Here is a 16,299-nt window from a genome sequence, read left to right as displayed (position 1 = left end):
GCCCATCATGATGAAGGACGGCATGGCGCGCCCCACCGGGCGCGACGTCCTGGGCTGGATCAATCGCGGCGAAGTGCTGATGGCCGTCGGCGTGATCGGCGTGATCATGCTGCTGATCCTGCCGGTCCCCAAGATGCTGCTGGACCTGCTGCTGGCGATCTCGCTGGTCTCGTCCGTGCTGATCCTGATGACGGCCGTGATGATGAAGCGGCCGCTGGACTTCGCCATCTTTCCGACGGTGCTCCTGGTCTCGACCCTGTTCCGCCTGGGTCTGAACCTGGCCTCGACGCGGCTGATCCTGACGCACGGCCAGGAGGGGCACGACGCCGCCGGCCAGGTCATCAACGCCTTCGGTCAGCTGATGATGGGCGGCAACTTCATCATCGGCGTGATCATCTTCGCCATCATCCTGGTGGTGAACTTCGTGGTCATCACCAAGGGGTCGACGCGGATCGCGGAAGTGTCCGCCCGCTTCACCCTGGACTCCATGCCCGGCAAGCAGATGGCCATCGACGCCGATTTGTCGTCGGGTCTGATCACCGAGGACCAGGCCAAGATCCGCCGCAAGGAGCTGGAACAGGAATCGACCTTCTTCGGCGCCATGGACGGCGCCTCCAAATTCGTGCGCGGCGATGCGGTCGCGGGCCTGATCATCACCTTCATCAATGTGATCGGCGGCATCCTGATCGGGACGCTGCAGCACAAGATGGCCCTGCCGGACGCGGCCAACACCTATGTCCAGCTGACCATCGGCGACGGCCTGGTGACGCAGGTGCCGGCCATCATCATCTCCATCGCCGCCGGCTTCCTGGTGTCCAAGGCGGGCGTGGAGGGCACCGCCGACAAGGCCCTGGTCACGCAACTGGCCACCAACCCGGTGTCGCTGGGCGTCGTTTCCGGGGCGGCGGGCCTGATCGGCCTGATCCCCGGCATGCCGCTGATCCCCTTCGCCGCCTTGGCCATCGGTTCGGGCTTCATGGCCTGGCGGCTGGGTCGTAATCGGCTGAGGCCCCAGCCGACCGAAGCCGAACGCGCCGCCGCCGAGACCGCCGCCAAGCCCAAGGAGGATGTCGAGGAGCCGATCGCCAACATCCTGACCATAGACGAGGTCAAGATCGAGCTGGGCTATTCGCTGCTCAGCCTGATCAACGATCTGGAAGGCCGCCGGCTGACCGATCAGATCCGCGCCCTGCGCCGGTCCCTGGCCCAGGAATACGGCTTCGTCATCCCGCAGGTGCGCATCCTGGACAATATGCGCCTGCCGACCCAGGGTTACGCCATCCGCATCAAGGAGATGGAAAGCGGGGCGGGCGAGGTGCGGCTGGGCCATCTGATGGCGATGGACCCGTCGGGGCGTCAGGTCGAACTGCCGGGCGAACACATGCGCGAACCCGCCTTTGGCCTGCCAGCCACCTGGATCGAAGAGGGGCTGCGCGAAGAGGCGACGTTCCGGGGCTATACGCTGGTTGATCCGTCGACCGTGCTGACCACCCACCTGACCGAGATTCTCAAGGAGAATATGGCGGATCTGTTGTCCTATGCCGAGGTGCAGAAGCTGCTGAAGGACCTAGGCGCCGAAGAGAAGAAGCTGGTCGAGGAACTGGTCCCCAGCGTCGTCACCGTCACCACGCTGCAGCGGGTGCTTCAGGCCCTGCTGCGCGAAAAGGTGTCGATCCGAGACCTGCCGGCCATTCTGGAAGGTCTGGCCGAGGCCGCGCCGCACAGCGCGTCCGTCACCACCTTGGTCGAACACGTCCGCGCGCGCCTGGGCCGCCAGCTGTGCTGGCAGAACAAGGACGGGGAGGGGGCGCTGCCCATCGTCACCCTGTCGCCCGAGTGGGAGGCCGCCTTCGCCGAAAGCCTGATCGGCAATGGCGAGGACAAGCAACTGGCTATGGCCCCATCGCGCCTGCAGGACTTCATCCGCGCCGTGCGCGACACCTTCGAACGCATCGCCATGACGGGCGAGAATCCGGTCCTGCTGACCGGCCCGATTACCCGCCCCTATGTCCGCTCCATCATCGAACGCTTCCGGGGCCAGACGGTGGTCATGAGCCAGAACGAAATCCACCCCAAGGCGCGGTTGCGCACGCTGGGTCAGGTTTGAGACGGCTCAGCGATAAAAACTAGTGCTCGCCTCTACACACGGCCACGATCCGATCAGCCATAGGTTGGTCGTTTTCCGCCAGCGCGGTGTCACGTGCATCGTGACACCGTCCAAGATTGACGAGAGCGGCCAACCGTTCAGCACGTTCCATTCGCGTTCGACGTTCTTGCGCAGCAACACTTGTCGGTCTGCTTTCTAACACCAAGCTGTTGAAACGAACGCGGTCCAAAGATGCGGTGCCCACCGGCATGTATCCAAAAACCGGTTTCAACGGCACTTGGGGCTGAGAGCCATCCGGCATTGTAGGGCTCGCTTGAGCAGACGCTGTTCCAGCCAACAAAGCGGAAAAAGTCGCGCCAATCATAATAGCCTTCATTTTTACACTCCCTTTCTCATCCGGATAGATGGCAATGAATAATTCAGGTTGTCAAACTCTCACGATTTTGAAGGAACGACGCGCGCATTTTTAGTTAGATTTTTTGGCGTCTTTCAAAGCCTTTCATGTGGGAGCAAGCGCGGCTAAAGCTGCGCCATGATCCCCACTTCGCGACGCAGCCTTTTACGTTTCAGAGACTTCGCGCGAACGCCGTCCCTGGCGCGCTCGATCTCGGCCATGCTGGTTCTGGCGTTCGCCCTGCTGATCGTGGTCAATGTGACGACCTTCGTGATGATCCAGCGCACGGCTGCGGTAAACGACACCATCGAACACGCCCAGCAGATGCGGCGCGCGTCACGCACGACCCTGATCGCCATGCTGAACGCAGAGACGGCCCAGCGCGGCTTCCTGCTGACCGGCCGCAGCGACTTCCTGGAGCCCTATCGCAGGGCGCAGTCCGAGATCGCCCCTGCCGTCGCCTTTCTGGACGAGGGCGCCGCGCGCGACCCCACGCTGAAGGCCCCCGTCGACCGCATTCATCGGCTGGCTGATCAGAAATGGGCGGAGATGGACAACACCCTGACGCTGGCGCAGCAGGGCCGCATCGGCCAGTCGATCCAGTCGGTCCGCTCCGGCGAAGGCAAACGCTATATGGACGAGTTGCGGGCGGCGGTGGACGATTTCGACGCCATCAAGTCCCGCCGCATCGCCGATCGCACCATCAAGTCGGAGCGATACGGCACGCTGACCGTGGTGATGAACGCGATCACGGGGCTTCTGGTGGTGGTTCTGGCGCTTCTGTCGGCCTGGATGGTGCGCCGCTACGTCGGCGAGATCCAGACCGCCCGCGCCACGCTGGACGCCGCCAACGCCAGTCTGGAGGACAAGGTCAAGGAGCGGACCGGCGACCTGATGCGCGCCAACGAGGAAATCCAGCGCTTCGCCTATATCGTCAGCCACGACCTGCGCGCGCCCCTGGTCAACGTCATGGGCTACACCTCCGAACTGGAGCAGGCCGGCAAGGTCGTGGACCGGGCCATCGCCGATGCGGAGAAGACGCGGTCCGTCGACGCCGAGGTCGTCATGGCCGTACGCGAGGACATGCCCGAGGCCATCGGCTTCATCCGCGCCTCGACGGAAAAGATGGACCGTCTGATCAACGCCATCCTGAAGCTCTCGCGCGAAGGGCGGCGCAATCTGCTGCCCGAGACCCTGGACATGACGGGGATGGCCGAGAACATCGCCAAGAGCGTCCACCACCAGACCGAGGCGTCGGGCGCGCGCATCGAGGTCCAGCCCCTGCCGGAGGTCGAAAGCGACCGGATTTCGATGGAGCAGATCGTCGGCAATCTGATTGATAATGCGGTCAAATATCTGGACCATGGCCGGCCGGGCGAGATCGTGGTGTCCGGCGAGGACGTGCCGGGCGGCTGGGTCGTCTATCGCATCGCCGACAATGGCCGGGGCATCGCGCCGCGCGACCATGAGCGGATTTTCGAGCTGTTCCGCCGCTCCGGCAAGCAGGACCGCTCGGGCGAGGGCCTGGGCCTAGCCTTCGTCCGCAACAGCGTTCGCCGGCTGGGCGGCACGATCGACGTGGAATCCGAGCTGGGCAAAGGCTCGACTTTCCTGCTGAAATTCCCCAAACGACTGATCCTAGCCGAACCCGGAGTCGCGATGTGACGCATCCCGTCAAAATCATCATGGTCGAAGACGACCACGGTCACGCCAAACTGATCGAAAAGAATATTCGTCGCGCGAACATCAATAACGAAATCAAACATTTCGACGAAGGCGGCGCGGCGCTGGAGTATTTGTTCAGCGACGAGATCCTGGCCAACGGACCATTGTTGATCCTGCTGGACCTCAACCTGCCGGACATGTCGGGAACCGACATTCTGGAGAAGGTGAAGGGCAACGAGCGGCTGCGTCGCGCGCCCGTGGTGGTGCTGACCACCACCGACGATAAGGTTGAGATTCAGCGGTGCTACGATCTGGGCTGCAACGTCTACATCACCAAGCCGGTCGATTATGAATCCTTCGCCGGCGCGATCCGCCAACTGGGTCTGTTCCTGTCGGTGATCCAGGCCCCGGAGATCGAGTGATCGAGGCGCACCAGCCCATTCGCCTGCTTTACATCGACGACGATCGGGGCCTGTCCCGATTGGTCGAGAAGGAACTGGCGCGTCACGGCTATGCCGTCACCTGCGCGCCCGACGGCGACGCCGGGCTGGCGCTGTTGCAGCAGCACGAATACGATGTCTGCGCGCTGGATCACTATATGCCGACGCGGGACGGGCTGGACGTTCTGCCCGACATCATGGCGCTGACCGCGCCGCCGCCGGTCGTCTATGTCACCGGCGCGCAGGAAGGGCGCATCGCGGTGGCCGCGCTGCGCGCCGGGGCGGCCGACTATGTCATCAAGGACGTGTCCGAGGACTTCACCTCGCTGTTGCGCGCGGCGCTCGAAGACGCGCTGCTGCGCCGACGCCTGCAACGCGAGAACGATCTGGCGCAGGAGGAAATCCGCCTGGCCCGCGACAGGGCCGAAGCGATGTTGCGCGAGGTGAACCACCGCGTCGGCAACTCGCTGCAACTGGTGTCCAGCTTCATGTCGCTGCAGATGCGTCATGTGTCGGACCAGGGCGCCAAGGACGCGCTGCGGGAATCGCAGGCCCGGATCGAGGCCGTGGCCCACGTTCACCGCCGCCTCTATACGTCTGGCGACATGAGCCAGGTGGCCATGCATGAGTATCTGGAAGGACTGATGGACGAACTGTCCAAATCCATCGGGCCGGACGACAGTTCGCCGCGTCTGCGGCTGGAGGCCACGCCGCTGTCGGTCACGACCGACCAGGCCGTATCCATCGGCGTGATCGTGACCGAACTGGTCACCAATGCGGTCAAGTACGCCTATTCGCCGGGCCAGGCCGGCGAAATCCGCATTCATCTGGACCGCGAGGGCGACAGTCGTGTCGTCCTGACGGTCGAGGACGATGGTCCCGGCATGGGCGACGGCGCGCCCAAGGGCACGGGACTGGGGGCCAAGATCATCTCGGCCATGGCGTCCGGCCTGCGTTCGGCGGTCGAGTTCGACGGCGCGCACAAGGGCGTACGCGCCAGACTGGCCTTCGACCTCTAGGGTTGGCGTTCTCATGCTGCAGTTCGGCGTTCGAAAACCCGCAACCGATTATCGCCACCGCGCCGTCGCCTTCGGCGTGGTCGAGCGCGAGGGCCTGATCGCCTGCGTGCGCGTGGAGCGCGCGACCGGCCCCTATTTCGACCTGCCGGGCGGCGGGTTGGACGTCGAGGAAACCGAAGTCGAAGCCCTGCGGCGCGAGTTCGTCGAGGAAACCGGGCTGACGATCACGCCCCTGAACCGCATCGCCGAGGCCAGCCAGTATTTCATACGCTCCACCGACGAGCCGCTGAACAATGTCGGCGGCTTCTGGACGGCGCGCGTCGTGGCGGAAGACCCGACCGCCAAATGCGAGGACGATCATACGCTGGTCTGGCTGGACCCGACGTTCGCCCTGTCCAGACTGCGCCACGATTCGCACGCCTGGGCGGTGGCCGTCTGGCTGCGCCGCGCAAGCTGAGCCTTACGGAACAAGGCCGACGAGATTCCGTTTTCAGATCAACGCGCGACGCCATACCGGCGGCGCAGGATCAGGAGACAGATCATGGCCGATCACGACCGCATCGAAGGCGCCGCCAAGAACATCGGCGGCAAGGTTAAGGAAGCCGCCGGCAAGGTGACCGGCGACACCAAGCTTCAGGCCGAAGGCAAGGCCGACCAGGTCGAGGGCAAGGTCCAGAACGCCGTCGGCGGCGTAAAGGACAGCCTGCGCGACAAGGGCTGATCCTCCGCCTATCTCACTGAATGCGTGAAGCGCCGTCCGCGAAAGCGGGCGGCGTTTTCTTTGGTTCAGTCGGTCTTGTCGCCCCAGAGCGTCAGCGACAGACCCTTCTTGTCCGCTCCATCCACGGGCCGGCATTCCGAGGTGAAACCGCCCTGCGTCGGGCGCGGGCGACAGTCCATTTCGCGAAGGCCGGAGGGCGCATTGGCCGTCCGTGACTGGGGACCGCACTGAATCGCATAGGAGGAGCCCCCGGCGGACGCCTGCATCATCTGGCAATCGCCGGCCATGCCGCTGGGCCGCAGCGCTTCGGGCAGGTCCGGTCCCATGGCCAGGGCCAGTTGCGCGCGCACCTCGGCCTGGCAGGTCTGCATCGGCGTATCGCCGCGCACCAGCGGGCTGCACCGGGCCCGCTCGAACCCGAACGGATCGGCCAGACCCCAGGCCGGTACGGAATGCGCTGCGGCGGGCTCAGAGGGCGCGGCCGTCGGCGCGGCGGCGGGCGTATCCCACACCACCATCGGCGCGGTCTGTTGCAGAAGCAGGATGGCGAAGGCGGCGGCGATCATCGGTCGAACCCCTCGTTCAGCGCCTTGGCCGTTCGCCGTGTGCGCCAGCCTCACCTTGTCAGGGCGCGCATCGCCTTGTCCAGCCCGTCCAGCGTCAGCGGATACATCCGTTGATCCATCACCTCGCGCAGCAGGCCGACCGAGGCGGTGTAGCTCCAGTAGCGTTCCTGCACCGGGTTCAGCCAGACCGAACGCTCCCACTGATCCCGCGCCCGCTTCATCCAGACGGCGCCCGCCTCTTCGTTCCAGTGTTCGACCGATCCGCCGGGCATGGTGATCTCATAGGGGCTCATCGTCGCATCCCCGACGAAGATTGCGCGCCAGTCACCGGAATATTTGTGCAGCAGGTCCCAGGTCGCAATCCGTTCGGTATGCCGACGGCGGTTGTCCTTCCAGACCCCTTCGTAGAGGCAGTTGTGGAAGTAGAAGAACTCCAGGTTCTTGAACTCGGTCTTGGCCGCCGAGAACAGCTCCTCGACCATCTTGATATGGCCGTCCATCGAGCCGCCGATGTCCAGGAACAGCAGCACCTTGATCGTGTTTCTCCGCTCGGGCCGCATCTGGATGTCAAGCCAGCCCTGGCGCGCCGTGCCGTCGATGGTGCCGTCGATGTCCAGTTCATCGGCCGCCCCTTGCCGCGCGAAACGGCGCAGACGGCGCAGGGCGACCTTGATGTTGCGGGTGCCCAGTTCGACCGTGTCGTCGAGGTTCCTGAACTCGCGCTTCTCCCAGACCTTGACCGCCCGCCCATGCTTGCCCGGCCCGCCGATCCGCACCCCTTCGGGGTTATAGCCGCCGTGTCCGAAGGGGCTGGTTCCACCCGTGCCGATCCATTTCGAGCCGCCCGAATGGCGTTCCTTCTGCTCCTCCAGCCGCTCTTTCAGCGTCTCCATCAGCTTGTCGAACCCACCCAAGGCCTCGATCTGGGCCTTCTCTTCGTCGGTCAGATATTTTTCGTTCAGCAGTCGCAGCCAGTCTTCCGGGATGTCGGTGGTCAGGTCCTCGCCCGCACCGACCGTCTCGACGCCCTTGAACACCGTCCCGAACACCTGATCGAACCGATCATAGTGTTTCTCGTCCTTGACCAGCACCGCGCGCGACAGGTGGTAGAAGCTCTCCACCTCGCGTCCCGCCAAGTCGCGATCCATGGCCTCCATCAGATGGAGCCATTCCTTCATCGACACCGGAATCTTGGCGTCGCGCAGGGCGGTGAAGAAGGGCAGGAGCATCAGAAGATTTCGGAAGGGGGTGGTAGCGACGGCAAAGCTGACTTCAGCTCTGGAATATGCGTCAGCGAAAGACGCCAGAGCTCGGCGTGATCGATTCGACGGTATTCGTGAGCGATCAAATGCCGGAGATTGACGATCTTACGCCACTCTATCTGTGGCAGCGCCGCCCGGAACGGCTCGGACAACCTGTTGGCCGTTTCGCCCAGAACCAGAAAATGCAGGGCCAAGGCGTGAGGTAGGGCGATGTCCGAGAGAAAGGCGTCACGGTCCTGACCGGCGACCAGGCTTTCGATCGCGCCGATGCGCGCCATCATTTCATGCACATGGGCGGCGTCTCGGGGATCAGACCACAAGGGCGTCTCTTTCGGCCGTGTGGCGAATGTAAGGATTGGTCAAAGAACGATCCAGGATCAGTTCGACCTTGACGCCAAGCCTGTGGCTCAACGCCTCCTCCACCGGCGACGCGCCCCACGCGGCGACAGGACCGGCTTCGTCAACCAACAGATCGACGTCGCTGTCCGGTCCCGCTTCGTCGCGGGCGTAGCTGCCGAACAGGCGTACGTTGACGATGCCCTGCTCTTCGAGCCAGGGCTTCAGGTCGCGCAGCTTTTCCAGCAGTTCGGCGCGGGTCATGTCGGCAACATAGTCTATCCCCGCCGCAAGATGAACTCGCGGTCGCGCCAGGCGCCGACGGGATAGTCGTATTCGCCGACCTTTTCGAAGCCGTGGGCGGCGTAGAGGCGCTGGGCCTTGTCGTTGCCGCTCCAGACGCCGATCCACAGCGGGCCGGCGGTGTTCGTCTGCATCCAGTCCAGCGCCAGGGTCAGCAACGCCGTGCCCAGACCGAGACCTTGCGCCGATTTGGCCACATAGAGGCGGCGAAGCTCCAGATCGCCGCTCCTGGCCTCGGCATGGGGCAGGCCGTTGGGACCGGCGTTGGCGAAGGCCAGAAGCTGGCCGTCGCGCTCGGCCACCCACCAGGCGCATCCGGGCTCGGCCAGCTTCTTCAACGTCGGCTCCAGATCGAAACTGGCGTCGAGAAAGGCGTTCAGATCGGCGGGCGGATAGGGGATGCCGAAGCCGGCGACGAAGGTGTCGACAAAGGTCCGGCGCCCCAGGGCGCCCAGCGCGGCGGCGTCTTCGGGGCGGGCAGGGCGGATCTCGGGCGCGGTCATGGTTCGCCCTTAGAGGGCAAGGGTCAGAGCCCGTCCAGCGCGATCTTGCCGATGGTCGCGCCGCTTTCCAGCCGACGATGACCGTCCAGCAGGGTCTGAACCGACAGCGGACCCAGGTTCTTGGTCAATGTGGTGCGGATCGCGCCCGCATCGACCAGGCGAGAAACCTCGGCCAGGATGTCGTGCTGCCGGACCATGTCCGGCGTCTGCTGCACCGGACGGGTGAACATGAACTCCCAGACGAAGCCGGCGGCCTTGGGCTTCAGCAGTTCGACCGGCAGACCCTTGAAGTCGTCGATGGCGCCGATCACGCCTTGGGCCGCGACCGCGCGGGTCAGGGCCTCGAAATGCGACTGGGTGTGGGTCAGGGCGGCGATGTAGCGGGGCGCGCGCTCGCCGGCGGCGGTCAGGGCCTCGTCGATCGGGCCGGAATGGTCGATCACGGCATGGGCGCCCAGGTCCAGGCACCATTGGCGGGTGTCGGGGCGCGAGGCCGTGGCGACGACGCGCAGCCGGGTCGTCGCCCGCGCGATCTGGATCAGGGCTGAACCGACGCCGCCCGCGCCGCCGACGATCAGCAGGGTCTCGCCCTCGTCGGCCCCGGCCTTCATCCGGTCGAACAGCAGCTCCCAGGCCGTGATCACGGTCAGGGGCAGGGCGGCGGCATCGGGAAAGGTCAGGGACGTCGGCTTCGGCCCCACGATCCGCTCGTCCACCGCCTGGCGTTCGGCGTTGGAGCCGGGACGGTCGATCTGACCGGCGTAGAAGACCGCGTCCCCGACCTTGAACAGACTGGCCTCGTCGCCGACGCCGATCACCACCCCTGCCGCGTCATAGCCCAGGATGCTGGTCTGGCCGGCCTCGGGCTGACGGCTGTTTCTGACCTTCGTATCGACCGGGTTCAGACTGACTGCCTTGACCTGAACCAGCAGGTCGCGGGGACGCAAGGTCGGTTCGGGCGCGTCGAAGGCGACCAGGGCGGCGGGGTCGGTCGCGGGGCGGGGGCCGGTCGTGCCGATGGCCTTCATGACGATCTCCTCGGGCTTGGTTTGTGGTCCTCCAGATCGGCTTGCGACAGGCCGGGCGCAAGGCGCGCGCGAGAAATCACGGCCGGCAAGACCGATGTGCCGATGTCGCCGTTCTGGAGGTCGCGAGACGGAGGTGTTCAGGCGAGGTTGTGTCCGCGCGCGAGGGGGGCTACGACCTTGAAGCATCAGGCCGTTCTGCGGTCGCATACGTCACCGCGCTGGGGGAGGACCGAGGACGTTCAAAGCCTTGAAATCAAAGGCCCGTCCGCTCGTCATGTCTGTCCCCGCCCTGTCCCTCGATTCGACCGAACCCTCCGTGGCTCCGACCGCCGCGCCCTCCGTCGGCGCCCTGGTCGCGACCCGTCCCGGCGCCATCATCCTGACCCGCCACGGCGAGCCGGCCCTGTCGCGAAAATGCCTGATCACGGCGCGCCAGTATGGCGACTGGTGGGCGAAATACGAGATCGGCGGCCTGCTGGCCGGCCAGACGCCGCCCGCCGAACTGGTCGCGGCGGCCCAGGGCGCCGGCGCCATCTACGCCTCCACCCGCCAGCGCGCGCAGGAGACCGCCGCCGCCGTCTCGGCGGGGCGCGAGGTGATGTCGGACGTCATGTTCATCGAGGCGCCGCTGCCGCCGCCGCCCGTGCCGGAATGGATCAGGCTGTCGCCCAAATGGTGGGGCGTGGTGTCGCGGTTCTGGTGGCACGCCTTCGACCACCACGACGGCCAGGAGACCCGCGCCCAGGCCGAGGCGCGCGCCGATCAGGCGGCTCGAAAGCTGATCGCTCGCGCCGAAGGCGGCCAGGACGTGCTGGTCTTCGCCCACGGCTATTTCAACCATATGGTCGGCCGCGCCCTGAAGGAGGACGGTTGGAAGCTGGTCCAGAATCAGGGCTTCAAATACTGGTCCCAGCGTCGCTACGAGAAGCGATAGCCGCTTCTGACGTTGAAGCGTGCGGCGACCCCCTCTAGGGTCCGCGCCATGACCGACGCCGCCCCCGCCGACCTCAGTTTCGAAGACGCCCTGCAGCGGCTGGAGACCATCGTGTCCCGCCTGGAATCCGGCCAGGCCCCGCTGGAGGAATCCATCGCCCTGTACGAAGAGGGCGCGCGGCTGAAGGCGCATTGCGAGGCGCGGCTGAAGGCCGCCCAGCTGCGCGTGGAAAAGATCGTCGTCGGGCCGGACGGCCAGGCCAAGGGCGTCGAGGCGGCGTCGTTCGAATGAACCAGCGTCGTCCCGTGGCGATGATCGGCGGTCGGTCGTCTTGACCCGCGTCATCGCCGCCAACTCGCCCGAACAGGCGGTGATCGACCGTGTCGGCGAGGTCGCCGATCTGGTCACGGTCGCGCTGGACGAACTGCTGCCGCGCGCCGAGGGGCCGGAATCGCGCCTGACCGAGGCGATGCGCTACGCCGCCCTGGGGCCGGGAAAGCGTCTGCGGCCCTTCTTCGCGCTGGAGGCGGCGCGGTTGTTCGACATCGACGAACGCTCGGTGCTGCGGGCCGCCTGCGCCCTGGAATGCGTTCACGCCTACAGTTTGGTTCACGACGACCTGCCGTGCATGGACGACGACGACGTGCGGCGTGGCCGCCCGACCGTCCACCGCGCCTATGACGAAGCGACGGCGGTTCTGGCCGGCGATGCGCTGCAGACCGCCGCCTTCGACATCATCCTGCATGAAGACACGCATGAGGATGCGGCGGTGCGGTGCGAACTGGCGGCGCGGCTGTCGCTGGCCTCGGGCGCGCGCGGGATGGCTGGCGGTCAGATGATCGACCTTCTGGGCGTGCGTGACGATCTGGGCGGGGTGGCGCGGATGCAGCGGCTGAAGACCGGCGCCCTGTTCGCCTACGCCTTCGAGATTCCGCTGATCGTCGCCGACGCCTCGGCCCAGCATCGCCACGCCCTGATCAGCTTCGCCCACGACGTCGGCCTGGCCTATCAGATCGTCGACGACCTGCTGGACGCGGAAGGGTCGGCCGAGGAGATGGGCAAGGCGGCGGGTGGCAAGGACGCCGCGCTGGGCAAGACCAATTTCGTCACCCTGCTGGGGCTGGAGGCGGCGCGGCACAGGGTCGCGCATCTGGCCCATCAGGCCCGTTCGCACCTTGAGCCGTTCGGCGAAGAGGCGGAAATCCTCAGGGCCAGCGTGGACTTTGTGCTAAAGCGCCGGTCCTGATACGAAACGTTGACGCGACCTGCGGGTTGATCAATCAGACTTTCCAAGGTTTTTCGGCTGATGCCCGACACCCCGCTTCTCGACACCGTCAAGTTTCCCGCCGATATGCGCAGCTTCGACATCGCCCAGCTGAAACAGCTGGCCGAAGAGGTGCGGGCCGAAACCATCGACGCGGTGTCCGTCACCGGCGGGCATCTGGGCGCGGGCCTGGGGGTGGTCGAGCTGACCACCGCGCTTCACCATGTGTTTGAAACCCCAAAGGACATCCTGATCTGGGATGTCGGGCACCAGTGCTATCCGCACAAGATCCTGACCGGACGGCGCGACCGCATCCGCACCCTGCGCCAGGGCGGCGGCCTGTCGGGCTTCACCAAGCGCAGCGAGAGCGAATACGATCCGTTCGGCGCCGCCCACGCCTCGACCTCGATCAGCGCCGCCCTGGGCTTCGCGGCCGCACGCGATCAGAAGGGCGAGAAGAACCGCGTGGTGGCCGTGATCGGCGACGGCTCCATGTCCGCCGGCATGGCCTATGAGGCGATGAACAACGCCGCCGAGGCGACCAGCGGCCAGCTTATGGTCATTCTGAACGACAACGACATGTCGATCGCGCCGCCGGTCGGCGGGATGAGCGCCTATCTGGCCGGGCTGGTGTCGGGCGGTGCCTATCAGAACGTGCGTCGGCTGGGCAAATCGGTGGCGCAGCACCTGCCGCGCCCGTTCCGCAAGGCGGCCAAGAAGGCCGAGGAGTATGCGCGCGGCATGGTGACCGGCGGCACCTTCTTCGAGGAGTTGGGCTTCTACTACGTCGGCCCCATCGACGGTCACGACATGGACAATCTGGTGCCGATCCTGAAGAAGGCGGCCGCCATCGAGGACCGGCCGGTCCTGGTCCACGTCGTGACGCAGAAGGGCAAGGGATACGCCCCCGCCGAGAGCAGCGCCGACAAACTCCATGCGGTGGTCAAGTTCGACGTGGTGTCGGGCAAACAGGCCAAGGCCATCTCCAACGCCCCCAGCTACACCAAGGTGTTCGGGACCGAGCTGATCAAACACGCCAAGGTCGATCCGACTGTGGTCGCCATCACCGCCGCCATGCCGTCGGGCACGGGGCTGGACCTGTTCGGTCAGGCCTTCCCCGAGCGGACCTATGATGTCGGCATCGCCGAACAGCACGCCGTGACCTTCGCCGCCGGTCTGGCGGCGGACGGGATGAAGCCGGTCTGCGCCATCTATTCCACCTTCCTGCAACGCGGTTACGATCAGGTGGTCCACGACGTGGCGATCCAGTCCCTGCCGGTGCGGTTCGCCATGGACCGGGCCGGGCTGGTCGGGGCCGACGGCGCCACCCACGCCGGATCGTTCGACATCGGCTTCATGGGCGCCCTGCCTGGCATGGTCTTGATGGCGGCCTCGGACGAGGCGGAGCTGGCGGCGATGATCTCGACCTCTCTGGCCATCGACGACCGGCCCAGCGCCTTCCGCTATCCGCGCGGCGACGGCGTGGGGGTGGATATCCCCGAACTGGCCGCGCCGCTGGAGATCGGCAAGGGCCGGATCGTGCGCGAGGGCACGTCCGTCGCCATCCTGTCGCTGGGCACCCGTCTGCAGGAATCGCTGAAGGCGGCGGACCTGCTGTCGGCGAAGGGCGTGTCGGCCACCGTCGCCGACGCCCGCTTCGCCAAGCCGCTGGACGCCGACCTGATCCTGCGTCTGGCGCGCGAGCATGAGTGTCTGATCACGGTGGAGGAGGGCGCCATGGGCGGATTCGGCGCCTTCGTGCTGCAACTGCTGGCGGAAAAGGGCGCGCTGGACGGCGGCCTGAAGATCCGCACCCTGAACCTGCCCGACGTCTTCCAGGATCAGGACGCCCCGGCCGTAATGTACGCCCAGGCCGGACTGAACGCCGACCATATCGCCGCCTCCGCCCTGCAGGCCCTGGGCGTGCCGGCCAGCCGCGCCGCGCGGGCCTGACCGGAAACCTCGTCAGGCGCGGTCGCGAATCCGCATTCCGCCCGGCCCCTTGCTCTCAACCTCGAACCGGCCCGTCGCGCGGATCAGGTCCGACAGTTTGGCGTAGCCATAGGTGCGCTGGTCGAAGTCGGGATAGGCGTTGCGCAGCCGATTGCCGATGGCCCCGGCCAGAACCCAGCCGTCGCCGTCCTCGTCCATGTCGGCGATGACGGAGGCGATCAGCCGTGTCGCTTCGCTTGGCTTGCGCTTGGCCGGCGCGGGCTCGGCGGCGGTCTTCTTGCCGGTGTCGCCGTCCGGCTCGGCCTGGGTGGTCAGGTTCTCGGTGTAGATGAAGCGGGTGCAGGCCTGGCGGAAGCTTTCCGGCGTCTTCTGTTCGCCGAACCCATAGACGTCCACGCCTTCCTCGCGAATGCGGGCGGCCAGGCGGGTGAAGTCGGAATCCGACGACACCAGGCAGAACCCGTCGAACCGGCCCGAATGCAGCAGGTCCATCGCGTCGATCACCAGGGCGATGTCGCCCGAGTTCTTGCCCTTGGTGTTGGCGAAGTTCTGCTGCGGCTGGATCGCCCAGCGCGCCAGCACCTTGGTCCAGCCGGCGATCTGCGGGCTGGAGAAGTCGCCGTACACCCGCCGCGCGGAGGCCTCGCCCAGGGAGGCGATCTCGGTGAACAGCGCCTCGGCGATGCGGGGCGAGGCGTTCTCCGCGTCGATCAGGATGGCGAGGCGCGCGGGCTTTCCATTGGCCATGACGGGGAGCTTTCGTTGCGGATACGAGGCCAGCCTACAGCTGACCCATCGTATTGTCGTGGTCCACGGCCTGTTTCTTCAACCAGCCGACGAAGGCGGTCGCGCTGGGCGAGGCCGGCCGGTCGCGCGGCTGGACCACATAATAGGCGAACCCGACCGCCTCGGATCCATCCGGGAAGGGGGCGACCAGCCGGCCGGACGCCAGGTCTGCCTGGGCCAGGGTGCGTTTGGCCAGGGCCACGCCGCGCCCCGACGCCGCCGCCTCGATCAACAGGCTGGACTGGTTGAAGCGCGAGCCCCGGCGCGGATCGGGATGGCGCACGCCCCGCGCCTTCAGCCACATGGCCCAGTCCGGGCGGCTGGGGTCGCCGTCGTTGGACATGTCGTGCAGCAGGGTGTGGCCGATCAGATCGGCGGGTTTGCGAATGGGCTTGTCCCCCACCATCAGCGACGGGGCGCAGACCGGCAGCACCGTCTCGGTCATCAGCCGGTCGACCGTCAGGCCGGGATAGTCGCCGGGCCCGTAGCGGACGGCCAGGTCGATCTTGCCCTCCGACAGGTCCGCCGTCTCCATGTCCGCCGAAATCCACAGCTCGATCTCGGGATGGGCGGTGTGGAAGTCGTCCATGCGCGGCATCAGCCATTTGGAGGCGAAGCCGGGCGCCACGCTGATCGACACCTGTTTCCTGCGCGGCGGCTCGCGCAACAGGGCCGAGGCGTCCATCAGCCGTTCGAACCCCTCGCGCAGCAGCGGTACGGAGGATCGGCCCAGGTCCGTCAGCTGCAGCCCGCGCGCCTCGCGCACGAACAGGGGGCCGCCCACGATGTCCTCCAGCAGCCGGATCTGCTGGCTGACGGCGCCCGGCGTCACCGACAGTTCGTCGGCGGCGCGCGAGAAGTTCAGGTGACGCGCGGCGGCCTCGAAGGCGCGAAGGGCGTTGAGCGGAAGCAGGGGACGGGCCATCGCCGTTAGAAATCCTATCAGCGAGACAAAGGCAATCTGGTTTGCGGCCTGGGACCGTCAAGTCGATGGTCGCTGACCCGCCGTCGCCCCTCC

18 protein-coding genes are annotated in these 16,299 nt (G+C 66.3%); 10 read left to right on the top strand and 8 right to left on the bottom strand.

The genetic code is table 11. The features are described from left to right. The first annotated feature begins 7 nt into the window (after positions 1–7). From flhA to B3Z70_RS14785, 6 genes are all read left to right on the top strand, one after another. Positions 8–2,107: a flagellar biosynthesis protein FlhA gene (gene flhA / locus B3Z70_RS14810; RefSeq protein ID WP_292021113.1), complete on the top strand. Its 2,100-nt coding sequence runs from the start codon at positions 8–10 to the stop codon at positions 2,105–2,107. 532 nt (positions 2,108–2,639) lie between these two features. Next, positions 2,640–4,166 (top strand): sensor histidine kinase, encoded by a 1,527-nt coding sequence (locus tag B3Z70_RS14805; RefSeq protein ID WP_292021054.1) that lies wholly within the window; start codon positions 2,640–2,642, stop codon positions 4,164–4,166. Then, positions 4,163–4,588: a response regulator gene (locus tag B3Z70_RS14800; protein ID WP_292021058.1), complete on the top strand. Its 426-nt coding sequence runs from the start codon at positions 4,163–4,165 to the stop codon at positions 4,586–4,588. Before B3Z70_RS14805 ends, B3Z70_RS14800 begins: the two co-directional genes overlap by 4 nt. Then, complete coding sequence (locus tag B3Z70_RS14795; protein ID WP_292021060.1) at positions 4,585–5,625, top strand: sensor histidine kinase; 1,041 nt, start codon at positions 4,585–4,587, stop codon at positions 5,623–5,625. The genes B3Z70_RS14800 and B3Z70_RS14795 overlap by 4 nt, the downstream gene beginning before the upstream one ends. 13 nt (positions 5,626–5,638) lie before the next feature. Further along, on the top strand, positions 5,639–6,082 hold the full coding sequence (locus B3Z70_RS14790) for an NUDIX domain-containing protein (protein WP_292021063.1): 444 nt from the start codon (positions 5,639–5,641) through the stop codon (positions 6,080–6,082). A gap of 84 nt (positions 6,083–6,166) precedes the next feature. Further along, positions 6,167–6,346 carry a CsbD family protein gene (locus B3Z70_RS14785; RefSeq protein WP_292021064.1) on the top strand — a complete coding sequence of 60 codons (180 nt, stop codon included), beginning with the start codon at positions 6,167–6,169 and terminating at the stop codon, positions 6,344–6,346. Positions 6,347–6,411: 65 nt separating this feature from the next. Here B3Z70_RS14785 and B3Z70_RS14780 read toward each other — a convergent pair whose 3' ends face one another. From B3Z70_RS14780 to B3Z70_RS14755, 6 genes are read right to left on the bottom strand one after another with little or no spacing between them, the layout of a single operon-like run. Next, the gene (locus tag B3Z70_RS14780; RefSeq protein ID WP_292021066.1) at positions 6,412–6,912 is read right to left on the bottom strand and encodes a hypothetical protein; all 501 of its coding nucleotides are present in this window, start codon (positions 6,910–6,912) and stop codon (positions 6,412–6,414) included. Between the two features lie 50 nt (positions 6,913–6,962). After that, positions 6,963–8,141 (bottom strand): vWA domain-containing protein, encoded by a 1,179-nt coding sequence (locus B3Z70_RS14775; protein WP_292021068.1) that lies wholly within the window; start codon positions 8,139–8,141, stop codon positions 6,963–6,965. Next, positions 8,141–8,494: a DUF86 domain-containing protein gene (locus tag B3Z70_RS14770; RefSeq protein WP_292021070.1), complete on the bottom strand. Its 354-nt coding sequence runs from the start codon at positions 8,492–8,494 to the stop codon at positions 8,141–8,143. Before B3Z70_RS14770 ends, B3Z70_RS14775 begins: the two co-directional genes overlap by 1 nt. Continuing rightward, positions 8,484–8,774, bottom strand: coding sequence for a nucleotidyltransferase family protein (locus B3Z70_RS14765; RefSeq protein WP_292021073.1), 291 nt, complete (start codon positions 8,772–8,774; stop codon positions 8,484–8,486). Before B3Z70_RS14765 ends, B3Z70_RS14770 begins: the two co-directional genes overlap by 11 nt. Before the next feature lie 14 nt (positions 8,775–8,788). Further along, the gene (locus B3Z70_RS14760; protein WP_292021075.1) at positions 8,789–9,316 is read right to left on the bottom strand and encodes a GNAT family N-acetyltransferase; all 528 of its coding nucleotides are present in this window, start codon (positions 9,314–9,316) and stop codon (positions 8,789–8,791) included. A 23-nt stretch (positions 9,317–9,339) separates the two neighbouring features. Beyond that, positions 9,340–10,344, bottom strand: a complete 1,005-nt coding sequence (locus B3Z70_RS14755) for a zinc-binding alcohol dehydrogenase family protein (protein WP_292021077.1) — start codon at positions 10,342–10,344, stop codon at positions 9,340–9,342. A 274-nt stretch (positions 10,345–10,618) separates the two neighbouring features. On the opposite strand from B3Z70_RS14755, the gene B3Z70_RS14750 reads away from it, so the two are divergent. The 4 genes from B3Z70_RS14750 to dxs all read left to right on the top strand — a co-directional run bounded on the left by B3Z70_RS14750 (position 10,619) and on the right by dxs (position 14,495). Continuing rightward, positions 10,619–11,278: a histidine phosphatase family protein gene (locus B3Z70_RS14750; protein ID WP_292021080.1), complete on the top strand. Its 660-nt coding sequence runs from the start codon at positions 10,619–10,621 to the stop codon at positions 11,276–11,278. 48 nt (positions 11,279–11,326) lie between these two features. Continuing rightward, a complete protein-coding gene (locus tag B3Z70_RS14745; RefSeq protein WP_292021082.1) occupies positions 11,327–11,569 on the top strand; it encodes an exodeoxyribonuclease VII small subunit in 243 nt (80 codons plus the stop codon). Positions 11,570–11,648: 79 nt separating this feature from the next. Continuing rightward, the gene (locus B3Z70_RS14740) at positions 11,649–12,524 is read left to right on the top strand and encodes a polyprenyl synthetase family protein (RefSeq protein ID WP_292021115.1); all 876 of its coding nucleotides are present in this window, start codon (positions 11,649–11,651) and stop codon (positions 12,522–12,524) included. Positions 12,525–12,581: 57 nt separating this feature from the next. After that, complete coding sequence (dxs, locus tag B3Z70_RS14735) at positions 12,582–14,495, top strand: 1-deoxy-D-xylulose-5-phosphate synthase (RefSeq protein ID WP_292021117.1); 1,914 nt, start codon at positions 12,582–12,584, stop codon at positions 14,493–14,495. Positions 14,496–14,507: 12 nt separating this feature from the next. Here the strand turns inward: dxs and B3Z70_RS14730 are convergent, their stop codons facing one another. Together B3Z70_RS14730 and gcvA are read right to left on the bottom strand one after the other, a co-directional pair. Next, the gene (locus B3Z70_RS14730; RefSeq protein WP_292021085.1) at positions 14,508–15,242 is read right to left on the bottom strand and encodes an NYN domain-containing protein; all 735 of its coding nucleotides are present in this window, start codon (positions 15,240–15,242) and stop codon (positions 14,508–14,510) included. Between the two features lie 34 nt (positions 15,243–15,276). Next, positions 15,277–16,206 (bottom strand): transcriptional regulator GcvA, encoded by a 930-nt coding sequence (gene gcvA, locus B3Z70_RS14725; RefSeq protein ID WP_292021088.1) that lies wholly within the window; start codon positions 16,204–16,206, stop codon positions 15,277–15,279. Positions 16,207–16,299: the final 93 nt, after the last annotated feature.

Source organism: Brevundimonas sp. UBA6550, assembly GCF_002434505.1.
Lineage (GTDB): Bacteria > Pseudomonadota > Alphaproteobacteria > Caulobacterales > Caulobacteraceae > Brevundimonas.
Note: the sequence above shows the minus strand (reverse complement) of the source record. Positions and strands in the feature narration are given on the sequence as shown.